The sequence below is a fragment of the Faecalibacterium hominis (ex Afrizal et al. 2022) genome (assembly GCF_049545105.1).
Classification (GTDB): Bacteria; Bacillota; Clostridia; order Oscillospirales; family Ruminococcaceae; genus Faecalibacterium; species Faecalibacterium duncaniae.
The window spans coordinates 2,408,743-2,421,497 of record NZ_CP186860.1 but is presented as its reverse complement, the minus strand read 5'-3'; the positions used below and the strand labels follow the sequence as shown (position 1 = coordinate 2,421,497).

13 protein-coding genes and 1 other annotated feature are annotated in these 12,755 nt (G+C 61.0%); of the genes, 7 read left to right on the top strand and 6 right to left on the bottom strand.

Annotated elements, in window-relative coordinates; genetic code table 11:
* Positions 1 to 60: 60 nt before the first annotated feature.
* The 4 genes from ACKXGA_RS11665 to ACKXGA_RS11650 form a co-directional block, all read right to left on the bottom strand.
* Entirely contained in the window at positions 61 to 1,230 is a 1,170-nt protein-coding gene (locus tag ACKXGA_RS11665; RefSeq protein ID WP_423729547.1) for a DHHW family protein, read from the bottom strand.
* A 13-nt stretch (positions 1,231 to 1,243) separates the two neighbouring features.
* The gene (locus ACKXGA_RS11660) at positions 1,244 to 2,662 is read right to left on the bottom strand and encodes an MBOAT family O-acyltransferase (protein WP_423729546.1); all 1,419 of its coding nucleotides are present in this window, start codon (positions 2,660 to 2,662) and stop codon (positions 1,244 to 1,246) included.
* Positions 2,663 to 2,801: 139 nt separating this feature from the next.
* Positions 2,802 to 3,374, bottom strand: a complete 573-nt coding sequence (locus ACKXGA_RS11655; protein WP_423729545.1) for a DUF4358 domain-containing protein — start codon at positions 3,372 to 3,374, stop codon at positions 2,802 to 2,804.
* 148 nt (positions 3,375 to 3,522) lie between these two features.
* Entirely contained in the window at positions 3,523 to 4,443 is a 921-nt protein-coding gene (locus ACKXGA_RS11650; RefSeq protein WP_423729544.1) for a M15 family metallopeptidase, read from the bottom strand.
* Between the two features lie 75 nt (positions 4,444 to 4,518).
* Here ACKXGA_RS11650 and ACKXGA_RS11645 point away from each other — a divergent pair, with 75 nt between their 5' ends.
* The 4 genes from ACKXGA_RS11645 to ACKXGA_RS11630 all read left to right on the top strand — a co-directional run bounded on the left by ACKXGA_RS11645 (position 4,519) and on the right by ACKXGA_RS11630 (position 6,864).
* Positions 4,519 to 4,959, top strand: coding sequence for a SpoVA/SpoVAEb family sporulation membrane protein (locus ACKXGA_RS11645; protein WP_050762766.1), 441 nt, complete (start codon positions 4,519 to 4,521; stop codon positions 4,957 to 4,959).
* 135 nt (positions 4,960 to 5,094) lie between these two features.
* Positions 5,095 to 6,123 (top strand): stage V sporulation protein AD, encoded by a 1,029-nt coding sequence (locus ACKXGA_RS11640; RefSeq protein WP_423729543.1) that lies wholly within the window; start codon positions 5,095 to 5,097, stop codon positions 6,121 to 6,123.
* Positions 6,120 to 6,476: a SpoVA/SpoVAEb family sporulation membrane protein gene (locus ACKXGA_RS11635; RefSeq protein ID WP_423729542.1), complete on the top strand. Its 357-nt coding sequence runs from the start codon at positions 6,120 to 6,122 to the stop codon at positions 6,474 to 6,476. Before ACKXGA_RS11640 ends, ACKXGA_RS11635 begins: the two co-directional genes overlap by 4 nt.
* Before the next feature lie 106 nt (positions 6,477 to 6,582).
* Positions 6,583 to 6,864, top strand: coding sequence for a peptidoglycan synthetase (locus tag ACKXGA_RS11630; protein ID WP_423729541.1), 282 nt, complete (start codon positions 6,583 to 6,585; stop codon positions 6,862 to 6,864).
* 1 nt (position 6,865) lies between these two features.
* Here ACKXGA_RS11630 and rpsT read toward each other — a convergent pair whose 3' ends face one another.
* On the bottom strand, positions 6,866 to 7,126 hold the full coding sequence (rpsT, locus tag ACKXGA_RS11625; RefSeq protein ID WP_005929709.1) for a 30S ribosomal protein S20: 261 nt from the start codon (positions 7,124 to 7,126) through the stop codon (positions 6,866 to 6,868).
* Between the two features lie 176 nt (positions 7,127 to 7,302).
* On the opposite strand from rpsT, the gene gpr reads away from it, so the two are divergent.
* A complete protein-coding gene (gene gpr, locus ACKXGA_RS11620) occupies positions 7,303 to 8,088 on the top strand; it encodes a GPR endopeptidase (RefSeq protein WP_035393352.1) in 786 nt (261 codons plus the stop codon).
* Positions 8,089 to 8,241: 153 nt separating this feature from the next.
* Complete coding sequence (gene spoIIP / locus ACKXGA_RS11615) at positions 8,242 to 9,360, top strand: stage II sporulation protein P (RefSeq protein ID WP_423729540.1); 1,119 nt, start codon at positions 8,242 to 8,244, stop codon at positions 9,358 to 9,360.
* Between the two features lie 20 nt (positions 9,361 to 9,380).
* On the opposite strand, the gene ACKXGA_RS11610 is transcribed toward spoIIP, so the two are convergent.
* A complete protein-coding gene (locus ACKXGA_RS11610) occupies positions 9,381 to 10,865 on the bottom strand; it encodes a hypothetical protein (RefSeq protein WP_423729539.1) in 1,485 nt (494 codons plus the stop codon).
* A 163-nt stretch (positions 10,866 to 11,028) separates the two neighbouring features.
* Positions 11,029 to 11,285, top strand: a binding site (T-box leader).
* Positions 11,286 to 11,332: 47 nt separating this feature from the next.
* On the opposite strand from ACKXGA_RS11610, the gene asnS reads away from it, so the two are divergent.
* Complete coding sequence (gene asnS, locus ACKXGA_RS11605) at positions 11,333 to 12,721, top strand: asparagine--tRNA ligase (RefSeq protein ID WP_117535626.1); 1,389 nt, start codon at positions 11,333 to 11,335, stop codon at positions 12,719 to 12,721.
* The last annotated feature ends 34 nt before the right edge of the window (positions 12,722 to 12,755 follow it).

Sequence of the window (12,755 nt, the reverse complement as noted above, 5' to 3'; positions counted from 1 at the left end):
GGAAAGTCGCATGAAAAAACAAACGAAAGTTTGGTGAAAAGCACTGCAATAATTTCCCACTCAGCCTGCCACGCCCGCGCGGTAGAGATACGGATCGGTGGTAAAGCTGGCATAGCTGTACAGCACAAGGATCTGGTCGTAGTCGTTGGCCGCAATCAGCTGGTCCAGCCCATAGTTATAGTTGCGGAAATCCACCACGTCGATGGCCGCATAGTTGGCTGTCAGGTAGGGCACAAAGCTGTTGGCATAGCTATCCTTGATGACCAGGAGCTTTCCCTCGCCGTCACCCTCCACCCGGCTCAGGCCGTTGTTGCCGTGCAGGAACATGGCGTACTTATCATACACCTCCAGCTTGTCCAGATCGTACAGGCCGGTGGTGGTGCCCTCGGTGGGCTGGCCCGGGCCGGTGACGTTCCAGACCGTCAGGTTGTTCTGCAGGTCGTACCAGGTAATGGTGTCGGGTTCGGCATTCCAGGCGCGGGCCTTGGAGTAGTGGGTGCCGTAGAAATCCTCACAGGTCTCGGCCGTATGGGCATTCCGGTCAAAGGGGGTCAGGCCCAGCATCTCACAGAACTGCTGGTAGGCGTAGTAGGCCCCCAGCGTTGTCCAGTGGTGGTCGGTGCGGTAGTAGAGGTATTCCTCTTTGTGCTCCGTCAGGGCGGGCAGGACATCAATGAACCGCCCGTAGGCCTCCCCCTGTGCGGCAACGCCTTCCAGAATGCCCTTCTCATCGATCTGAGGTGCCCCCGCCGGGACATTCTCAGGGTAGACCACCGAGGCCGACGGCACCAGCATGAGGTTCACCCTGCCCGGGTAGCGCTGGGCAAGGCTCTGGACGGCGGCAAGGTTCTTGGCCATCCCCTTTTCCTCATTTTTCAGGATGCTGTAATGCCGGGCGAACATCATGTGCTCCCGGCCCAGCAGGATGCCGCCGCTCTGGGTCTTTTGGAAGAGGGTGGTCTCCGCCGCGCTCTGCAGGCTGATCCACTGGTCGCGGCCAAACACCTGATCCTTGACGTATCGGGTGTAGCTGGTGAAGTAGTTGTTCAGCCCGTCGGCGGAAACGGCGGTCAGCCTAGGCCGCTGGGTCAGGGTGGTGTTTTCCAGTTCACTGTACGCGCGGTCGGGCGTGGCCATATCCAGCACGAACAGCCCGATAAAGAACAGCCCGAAGGCCACCAGCACCGGATACCGGAACAGAGAGGGAGTTTTCTTTGTATGCTTGTCCATTCAGGTTCCCTCCTCAGAAGTTGAAATACAGGAACGGGCTGTTGGTGCTGCCCACCACATACGCCGTGGAGAGCACCAGCAGCACCAGCACCGCAGCCACACGGGTCACGGTGTGTTTGCGCAGGGCGTTCCAGATCTTCTCAATGAGCGGGGTGCAGCACAGGATGCTGACCGCCAGCAGCACGCCGTAGTTGCGCAGGAAGTAGACCGGAGACGCACCGCCCGAGGGGAGGAAGAGCTTGCGGAACAGCAGCCCGAAGCCCACCCCGGCCTCGTTGCCCACAAACATGGCCCAGCCCACCACCACAAGGAACATGGTGTAGATGTGGGGCCAGATCCTGCCTTTTTCCAGATACTTGAGCAGGAACAGCTTTTCAAGGGCCAGCAAAATAAAGTAGTACAGGCCCCAGCAGATAAAGTTCCAGTCTGCACCGTGCCAGATGCCGGTGAGCAGCTCCACCACGAACAGATTGAAGATCTGCCGCTTCAGGCCCTTGCGGTTGCCGCCCAGCGGGATATAGACATACTCGCGGAACCAGCCGGAAAGGGTCATGTGCCAGCGCCGCCAGAACTCGGTGATGGAGCGGGAGATATAGGGGAAGTTGAAGTTCTGGGGGAAATCAAAGCCCAGCATCTTGCCCATGCCGATGGCCATCATGGAGTAACCGGAAAAATCAAAGTAGAGCTGGAGCGAGTAGGCGATGACACCCAGCCAGACCAGCGGCGTGGACGCATTGGCAAGGCCCACAAAGGTAGTGGAAGGGCTGTCGGCAATGCCGATGATGTCCGTCCAGAGCGCGCCGACGGCATCCGCCAGCAGGACCTTTTTTGCCAGACCGAAGGTGAACAGGGTCATGCCTTCCTCAATCTGCTGCAAGCTGTAACGATGCTTGTAAACGTGCAGCTGGGCCGAGACATCCCGATACTTGACGATGGGGCCCGCGATGAGCTGGGGGAACATGACAACATAAGCGCCGAAGTTGATGATGTTGTGCTCAGTCTTTACCTCCCGGCGGTAGACATCAATGGTGTAGGAAAGGGTCTGGAAGGTATAAAAGCTGATGCCCAGCGGCAGGACGCTGATGCCCTGAATGGCCGCAAATCCGGTGCCCAGCAGGCTGTTGATGCTGCGCAGGACAAAGTTTGCGTACTTGAAGTAGAACAGCATCCCCAGGCTGGCTGCAAGGGCGACCAGCAGCAGCACCTTGCGCACGCCGGGCTTTGCGTCAAACGCTTCCAGCCCCAGGCCGCAGAGATAGTTAATGAGGATCAGGGCCAGCATGACCGGGAAGAACCGGACCTCACCCCAGCAGTAGAACACCAGGCTGCACACAAAGAGCACCGTATTCTTGAGCTTTGCGGGCGCAAGGTAATACAGCGCCAGCGTAATGGGAAGAAACCGGAACAGAAAGATGATGGTGCTGAAAACCAAGGCTTCGACCTCCTTTTAAAAAAAGAGCTGCTGCAAATGCCCTCTCACACTCGCTGCGCTCGTCAGCTCTCCCTTTGGGAGAGGCGGCAGTGCGGAGCATTGACAGAGAGGGCCTGCAGCAGCCCCATTCAGTTTTATTTTACTCTCCCAGTGCGCTGTCCACCGCGCTGTCCAGATCGGCAGTGCACTCGTTGGAAGCGATGACCATGACCACGGTGTTGTCCTTGAAGGCGATCACGGCGTTCTCCACATTTTCCTGGGCCTGTGCGAACTCAGCGTAGTTGCCGTAGAACGCCACCTGATCCTGCTGGTAAGCGGTCAGCTGGTTTGCAACCTCTTCCGCCTTGCCGTCAGCAGCTTCCACGACCAGCACCATGCCGGCATCGCCGTTGTCGTTGCTCTTCACGCCCTTGTAGCTCACCACATCCTCAGCGGGCAGGTTGAAATCGTACTCAATGTTCATGGCAGCGATCTCAAACTGGTTGGAGATGGGGTTGGCATCCAGCAGGGTCTCGAACGGTGCGTTCAGGGCATCGGTGCTGTTGTCCTCGCCCAGCGGGATGCTGGAGGCCTGGCTCAGCACAGTGGAGGCAGGCTCAGAGGACGCGGCAGAAGAAGCGGTAGAACTGGAAGAAGAACCGCAGCCGGCCAGCAGAGCACAGCTCAGGGCCAGAGAAGCAGCAGTCAGAATGATTTTAGCACGAAGTTTCATGGATTATTCCCTCTTTTATCTGTTTTACACCGGTTCGCCCACGCGGAAGAGTTTCCGACAACGAACCATTGTTATCTTACCATATCAAAGCCCGAATTGCAAACGGCAGGCAGAAGATTTTACGGTTTCTTCACCAGCGCTTTGCCGCTCAGCCCGCGATCTGCTGCAGGGCGGCGATATAGTCCTCAAAGCACAGGCCGCTGGCGTTGATCTTCGCGGCGTTTTCCACGCCCACATAGCGCCAGTGCCAGGGCTCGTAGGTGATCTCGGTCTTCTCCTCGGCCCCCTTGGGGTAGCGCAGGATGAACCCGTACTCCCCGGCGTGCTGGCAGAGCCAGCGGAAAGCAGCCGTGTTCTCAAAGCCCTCGTCCAGGCCGGTGTGCTCGGGGCTGTTCAGGTCTGCAGCCAGACCGCAGTTGTGCTCGGAGTAGCCCGGCGGGTTGACAACAGCGGCGGCCATTTCCTTCGCCTTGGCATCGTCATAGCCCTGTTGCTTATAATAGTTGGTCTTTTTCTCGTAGAGGCTGGTCTGGTAGGACACGCTGCGGTAGCCGCTCTGCATCCAGACGGTCACATTTTCCGCAGCAGCGGCCTTCTGCAGCTCCAGAAAGGCATTGCAGGCCACGGTCTGCAGGGTCTTGTTCACTGCGGTCTTGGAGCCGCACTCAGCGGTCTCAAAGGTGTAGTTTTCCGGCATCTTATTGGTGTGGTTCACAAGGATCATCAGCGGGTCGGCCAGCATGGCCTTCGCCTCGGCGGCGGTCAGGCCCAGCAGGTTGTCCCGGCTCTCCACGCTCTCAGAGGCGGCTCCGCTCACGGCGCTGCTCTCTACCTTGCTGCCCGGCGCAGCCGACGGCAGACTGCCGGCCGCACTATTGGCGGCGCTCCCGGCGGCATCTGCCGTGGGTACCGGGGCCTTGCGGCGGGAAAGCAGGAAGGACACACCGCCCACGGCCACGCAGACCACAAGGGTCAGCCCGGCGATGCGGCGGATGGCGCGGTTGCGTCGCCGCCGCCGGATCTCTGCCCGGGTCAGGCGGCGGCGGTGGATGGGTTGCTGCTGATTCATAAGAGACCTTCTTTCTCGGTTCATTTTCTGTATATTATGTTTCTCCGGGGGCATCCTAAGCCCGAGGTGACAGCGATGAAGATGACAGCAGAAGAATACGCACGGCGGGTAAAACAGGTCGGCCCCCGCTCCCCTCTGGGCTCCGACTGCCTGTGGGCCTTCTGCGTGGGCGGCGGCATCTGCCTGCTGGGCGAGGTGCTGCGCGGGTGGTATCTTGGCATGGGGCTGGAAGCCCAGCTTGCCGGCACCCTGACCAGCTGCACCCTCATCGTGCTGTCGGCCCTGCTGACCACGCTGGGGCTCTACCAGAAGCTTGCCGCCAAAGCCGGGGCAGGCTCGCTGGTGCCCATCACGGGCTTTGCCAACGCCGTGGTCAGCGCCGCCATCGAGTTCAAGCCCGAGGGCAGGGTCTGCGGCACCGGAGCCAAGATGTTCACCATTGCGGGGCCGGTCATCGTGTACGGCACGCTGGCCGCTGTGGTCTACGGTGGGGTGCTCTGGCTGCTGGGCGGCTGACCGCTCTGTCTACAATACGCCTGCCGGGATGCAAAAATTGCAGTTTTCCGGCAAAGTGGATGGAGCAGAATATCGCACGAGCGCTATTATAGCACAAATCCCAAAGAAAAACAGCCCTGAAAGGGGGATTTTTTCATGGCGACCCGCCGGGGTGACACCCTGATCTTTCCAAAACCGCCTGTCATCGCCGCACACGCCTGCATCGGCGGCAAAAAGGAGGGTGAAAGCCCGCTGGCGGCAGAGTTCGATGAACTGCACAGTGACAACCGCCTCGGGCAGGCCAGCTGGGAGGCCGCTGAAACGCAGCTGCAATTACAGACGGCACGGCTCTGCCTGAAAAAAGCCCACGCCACCGAAAAGGATGTGAGCCTCCTGCTGGCCGGAGACCTGCAGGCCCAGTGCACAGCCTCGGGCTATGCGGCCCGGGCGCTGGGCCTGCCCTTTGCGGGGCTGTTCGGGGCCTGCAGCACCATGGCCGAGGCGCTGGGTGTTGGGGCCTGCCTGTGCAGCGCCGGAATGGCAGACGGCCTGCTGGCCATGACCTCCAGCCACTTCTGCACCGCCGAGCGGCAGTTCCGCACCCCGCTTTCCTACGGAGCCGTGCGCACCCCCACCGCCCAGTGGACTGCCACGGCGGCAGGGGCCTGCCTGCTCCGCCCTGCCGGGCAGGGGGTTGGCATCCGGGCCGTGACCTTTGGCCAGGTGCAGGATCTGGGCATCCGGGACATCAACAACATGGGGGCCGCCATGGCTCCGGCTGCGGCGGCAACGCTCCTGCGCTACCTCACCGACACCAACACCCAGCCGCAGGAGTTCGATGCCATCTGCACCGGCGACCTGGGCCATGTGGGCAGTCAGCTGTTCCGGGAGCTGCTGGCCGCCGAGGGCCTGCTCCTCAAGAACCATGTGGACTGCGGCTCCCTCCTCTATGATGCCGAGGGCCAGTCGGTGCACAGCGGCGCTTCGGGGCCGGGATGCTGTGCAGCAGTGCTCTGCGGGCATCTCCTGCCCCGGCTGGAGCGGCGGGGCCAGCGCCGGGTGCTCTTTCTGGCCACAGGCGCGCTGATGAGCCAGACCACCTTTTTGCAGAAGGAGAGCATCCCGGCCATTTCTCACCTGGTGGAGCTTGCTGCCCCGGAGGAACAGAACGGAGGGAACACATGAACTATTTCTGGGCATTCGTTACAGGCGGGGCCATCTGCGTGGTGGGCCAGCTCTTTCTCGACCTGACCGCCCTGACCCCCGCCCGCATCCTGACAGGCTATGTGGTGGCGGGCGTGGTGCTCTCGGCCCTTGGGTGGTACGCGCCGCTGGCCGAGTTTGCAGGCTGCGGTGCCACCGTTCCCCTGCTGGGCTTCGGTCACCTGCTTGCCAAAGGCGTGCGCATCGCCCTTGCCGAAGAGGGAGCCATCGGCATCCTGACCGGCGGGCTGACCGCCGCTGCTGCAGGCATCACCACCAGCCTTGTCTGCGGCGTGGTCTGTTCGCTGGTGGGCCGCAGCCACGACCAGAACTGAAGCAGGACCCTTCCTGGGACGATACACGTTTTTCGTGCATCGTCCTTTTCTGCGCCGATTCGTGCCCTCTGCATGGTATACTTTTCCAGAAAAGGAGATGATAGTCATGCGTGAGACTTTTGCAACGATCTTATGGGAGGGCTGGACCGCCCTTGTGCTCTGCGCGGCGGCGGTGTTCCTGCCCGGCAGCGAGGCCCTTACATATCCCGCCGTGCTCTGGCCCGGGCTGGTGCTGGCGGCTGCTGTGCCTGCAGGCTGGGTGTTCTGGGCACTGGCAGAGCAGCCCGCGCCCCTGCCCCCGGAACAGCTGCTGGAAAAACAAAAACCCCCGTATCGGGTTCCCGATACAGAGGTTTTGTTCGTCAGTCGATCACTTGATCTGTCGTAAATCAGGCGTTCTTGTTTGCACGCTTGGCCATACGGCTGATCTTGCGAGAAGCGGTGTTCTTCTTGATGACACCCTTAGCGCGAGCCTTGTCGATCGCGGAAACAGCAGCCAGGACAGTTGCGTCCTTGTCAGCGGCTTTAGCATCGATGGCAGCGTCTGCCTTCTTGACGACTGTTTTCAGGTTGGTCTTAATGGCCTTGTTGTGAGCCTGCTCTGCAGCAGCCTGCACGACGCGGTCCTTCTGAGATTTGATGTTAGGCATTCGTTCCACCTCCTTGGCTACCTATAACAGCGCACCTTATGATACCATATTTGCCGTACCAGCGCAAGCCTTTTTTGAATTTTTGTTTAGAATTTTTTCATTTTCCCATACTTCTGGTACCGTTTGGGCGGGAAAAGCGCCCAAATACGGAAATTCAGCCGGATGGGGGATGCAAAATGCGGGAAACTGACCTTGCCGATGAACTGTTCGGCCAGCCGGGCAAAACCGCCCTGCCCGCCGGGGTACGCGTGGCAACGGCCCGTCAGGGCGGCGTGACGATCACCCGGGTAGAGATTGCGCGGGAGGGGCTGGCGCGGCCGCGGGGCAGGTATGTGACGCTGGAGGTCCCCAGCGTGAGCCTGCTGGACGAGCGGGACAGCGCCGTGATCGAAGCCGCCGCCGCAGAGCTGCGGCCCCTGCTGCCGCCCGAAGGCCCAGTGCTGGTGCTGGGGGTGGGCAACCGCCGGGTCACGGCGGATGCTCTGGGTCCCCGCACGGTGCAGAAGGTGTTCGTGACCATGGGGCCGCGCACCGTACCGGTGCAGGGCATCCGGCCGGTGGCGGCTGTGGCTCCGGGGGTATCGGCAGCCACAGGCCTGAGCTTACAGCAGCTGGCCGGGGCACTGGTACGAGAGCTGCGCCCCGCCGCCCTGCTTTGTGTGGACAGCCTTTGCTCTGCTGAGCCGGAGCGGCTGGGCCGGACGCTCCAGTTTTCAGACACCGGGCTCCACCCGGCCCAGCCCGACCACTCCCGGCATCTGGATGCCGCCCGGTTGGGTGTGCCTGTCCTTGCGGCGGGCATCCCCACCCTGATGCAGGCCGAGGAGGGCCGGGATCTGGTCGTCACGCCCCGGGATCTGGACGGGGTCATCGCCCACGGCGCGGCCCTGCTGGGGGCTGCCATCAACCGGGCCCTTCAGCCAAAGCTGAGTGTGGCACAGTTGTGCTGGCTGGTGGGGTAACCCTCTCGGTCTCGCCTTCGCTCGTCTGCTCCCCTGATAGGGGTCAGTTTTATGCTGCTGCCGGCCTGCTGCTCCTACTGGGAGAGGCAGCAATCCGTTCGCATTGACGGAGCGGTTCTCTCATATCTATTTTGCAGAAGGGGGTGAGGTTCCATGCGCAGGCGGGAAATGGCAGGGTGCGGGCATCCTCTGCCTTTTGCAGCGGCGGCAGGCCTTGCGCTGGGGCTGGCACTGTTTGCGCACCAGCTGCTCCTCACGCTGGCAGCGGTGGTCATCGGGCCGCTGCCCGCCGTGCAGACCGCCCTTTACCTGAGCCGGAAAGACCTCTCCGAGACTGCCGCACAGGCCGTGAGCGAACCCGCGCAGGAAACACAGGCAGAGCCTGCACAGGAGGCTCCCGCCCTGCCTGCCGGTGACATTGAAGCCTACCTTGTCCCGCTGGAAGGCGATGAGGCCCGCCCGGAGGGAGCCGGTGCCATCCTGGAAAAGAACTATCCGCAGGGCAGCGGGGAGAAATACATTCCCTGCGGCAGCGGCAGCATCAAGAACAACACCAGCGTCTCCAGCGCCGACATTGCCGCCGAGATCACCAACCCGCTCCCCTTTGCGGTGGAGTGGAACAGCCCCGACCCGCAGATCCTCATCATGCACACCCATGCCACTGAGGACTACCGGCTCTCGGCAGGGCTGTGGTACCGCCCGGGGGACGGTTCCCGCACCACCGACCGGGACTTCAACATGTGCGCCGTGGGCCGGGTGATGACAGACACCCTCAACGCCGCCGGGCTCAATACCCTGCACGACGAGACCCTGAACGATTACCCCAGCTACACCGGCAGCTATGCCAACAGCCGCGCGGTGGTACAGCAATACTTATCGCAGTATCCCAGCATCAAGATCGTGCTGGATGTCCACCGGGATGCCATCGAGACTGAGAACGGCTCCCGCATGGCCCCGGTGTGCACCGTCAACGGGCGGCAGGCGGCGCAGGTGATGATCATCTGCGGGTGCGACAACGGCACCACGGTCAGCCTGCCCAACTACCGGCTCAACCTCCGCTTTGCCGCCGCCTGGGAAAACGCCATGGAGTGGTCGTTCCCCGGTTTCACCCGCCCGGTCCTGTTCAGCTATCGGTTCTACAATCAGGATCTGACCCCCGGCAGTCTGCTCATTGAAATCGGCGGGCACGGCAACAACCTGAACGAGGCCCTCTATGCCGGGCAGCTGGCGGCCAATGGGCTGATCCAGGCAATCAAAAATGCCGCTGGCTGACCAGCGGCATTTTTGATTGCTTATTCGTATACGATGCAGCCCAGGATCTGCTTGCCCAGCCGAACGATCTTCTCGTTCTGCTCCCGCACGGCATCGGTGCGGGTGACCGTGCAGTCGGCAGCCAGCACAATGGCATCGGCAGCCACCACATGGGGCACGGTGGCAGCGGCCTTGAGGATGCTCTCGGCGGCGGTCACGCTCTGGCCGCGCAGGGGTTCCGTGGCCTGCAGGGCAGCGGCCAGTGCTTCCAGCTGGTCCGCAGGCAGATCGCCGGTAACCAGAATATTCTTCGCCTCCGGGGCGCGGCTGCGGATGGTCTGAGCCATCAGGCAGAGCATCTCAGCGTCCGCGCTGCCATCGGGGCGGCCCTCCATCTGATAGAGCTTTGCATCCAGCTTTCCGGCTTTCTTGGTGCGGTCGCTGGCCAGCGCGCCCAGCACGGGCAGGCCGGTGGAGCGGTTCAGCTCGCTGGCCGAGTAGACCATGCCGTCCAGCAGGAACCTGACCACAACCACGCCGCAGGCCAGAACAGCACCCAGCAGGAAGCCAATGAGCAGGTACTTTGCCACCGAGGAGGCAGCGCCGCCGCCCAGTGCGGGCTCCTCCGCACTCTCCCAAGTACTCTTAGCAGAAGCCAGATTGTCATCCAGCGCCTGACGGGCACTCTGCAGTTCCACCAGCTGGCTCTGCAGATTCTGAACATCTTCATTGCTCGTCTGCTGCAACGCACGCAGTTCCGTGGAGACCCCCTGTGTCACGCTCTGATCAATCACGCGTACACTGTGGCTGCACACAGCAGCTGCCGCTTTATCATGGATCAGATCCAGACGACCCAGCAGCGCGTTCAGAATTTTCTCTGCGGTCTGCTGATCTGCAGCATACGCCTGCAAGGTCATCACGCCGTTATACTCGCCACTGTCGTTCTGGGAAAGTTCTACCGTGACCACGCCCTTCAGGTAGCGCACATCTACCCCTACGGCATCAGCGGCAGCATTCATGGAGTCACCGCTGACCAGCTGTTTCTGATATGCAGCCAGCAACGCACCGGTCGGGTCAACATTCTGATACGCAGAACCCGGCTGGATTTTGTAGCCGCTGTCAATATAAAGGTCAGCCTGCGCCGTCCAGACATTATAAACGTCCAGATTTTTTAGCAGCGACTTTTCTGCATAGTCCTGTGCCTGTTTCAGTGCTTCCTGCACACTAGACTGCGCATCCTCGTTGCTCTTCGCCGTCAGCTCGTACTGCTGCACAGCAAACTCATAATCCTTCTCTTTCTGCTGATACTCAGCCAGAGCCTCTTCATAAGCAACCTGATCTTCTGCCGAAACAGCGCCGCCGCGCAGGATCTTTACCCCGGCAAGGCCGCCAGCGATCACAGCACAGACAACCGCGGTCAGCAGGATGGGCTTGAGCTTGTGCAGAAGGGTCACCATGAGCGCGACGAGGTCGATCTCTTCCTCATCCTGTGCGCCGGTGGGGTAAGTGGTTTGATTTTCGTTCATGCTCTACTCCTCAGGACAAAGCCAATCTTCATGTTTGTTCCGTTTTGTGCAATGCACATACTATAACAGGATAAATAATATCATCCTTTCCGGCAGAATTCAACCGTTTTTCCACAAAAAGCCGATTGACAAACCGGTGCTGCTGTGCTATTTTTAGAATTACCGAAAAGCAAAGATCGGGAAAAGTAACGCATTCCGGACGCTACAGAGAGCGCGGCAGCAGCTGAGAGCCGCGTGCGGGCCAGTGCGCGAACGAACACCCGGGAGCTGCAAGCTGAACACGGCATTCCGCCGCCAGTAGGTGCGCCGCAAAGCCCAGCGTTACCAGGGCAGCGCTTATTGGAGCGCGCGAGCGACCGGACACTTCCGGTAATTCAGGTGGCACCGCGGACATTACAAGACAGCTTGTTCGCCCTGAAAATTCAGGGCAAAGCTGTCTTTTTATTTTTATATCGGAGGAAAGAAAGATGGAACGTACTGAGATCGTCTCGCTGTACAAGAACACTCCCGCCGACGGCACGGTGGTCACCGTGTGCGGCTGGGCCAAGAACATCCGTGATTCCAAGAACATCGGCTTCATCGCCCTGTCGGACGGCGGCTGCTTCAAGACCCTGCAGGTCGTGCTGGAGGCAGGCAAGCTGGCAAACTACGAGGAGGTCATCCACACCGGCCTGTACAGCAGCCTGCGCATCGTGGGCCGCATCGTCCTGACCCCGCAGGCAAAGCAGCCCTTTGAGCTGAATGCCGACAGCGTGGAGATCCTGGGCGACTGCCCCGCAGACGAGTATCCCCTGCAGAAAAAGAAGATGAGCATGGAGTATCTGCGCACCATGCCCACCCTGCGCCCCCGCACCAACACCTTCAACGCCGCATTCCGCGTGCGCAGCGTGGCTGCCTACGCCATCCACAAGTTCTTCCAGGAGAACGGCTTCGTCTACTCCCACTCTCCCCTGCTGACCGCTTCCGACTGCGAGGGTGCCGGTGAGATGTTCCAGGTCACCACGCTGGACCTGCAGAACGTGCCCAAAAACGAGGACGGCACCGTGGATTACAGCCAGGACTTCTTTGAGAAGCCCGTCAACCTGACCGTTTCCGGCCAGCTGGAGGCCGAGGCCATGGCCATGGCCTTTGGCAAGGTGTACACCTTCGGCCCCACCTTCCGTGCGGAGAAGAGCTTTACCACCCGCCACGCCGCCGAGTTCTGGATGATCGAGCCTGAGATGGCCTTCTGCGACCTGAAGGGCTACATGGACACCGCCGAGGCCATGACCAAGTTCGTCATCCGCTACGTGCTGGACAACTGCCCCGATGAGATGGCCTTCTTCAACCAGTTCATCGACAAGGGCCTGATCGAGCGCCTGGAGCTGGTGGCAAACAGCGAGTTCGGCCGCATCACCTACACTGAGGCCATCGAGATCCTGAAGAAGAACAACAAGAAGTTCCAGTTCCCCGTGGAGTGGGGCGTGGATATCCAGACCGAGCACGAGCGCTACCTGACCGAGGTCGTGTTCAAGAAGCCCGTCTTTGTCACCGATTACCCCAAGGAGATCAAGAGCTTCTACATGAAGATGAACGCGGACGGCAAGACCGTGGCCGCAGCTGATATGCTGGTGCCCGGCATCGGCGAGCTGATCGGCGGCAGCCAGCGCGAGGAGAACTACGACAAGCTGGTGGCCCGCATGGACGAGCTGGGCATGGACAAGACCAACTACGAGTGGTACCTGAACCTGCGCAAGTTCGGCGGCGTGGAGCACGCCGGTTACGGCCTGGGCTTCGAGCGGATGATCATGTACCTCACGGGCATCCAGAACATCCGTGACGTGCTGCCCTTCCCCCGCACCGCTTACGGTTTCTAAGGATTAAATTCAACCCTCTCAGTCAAAGCCTGTC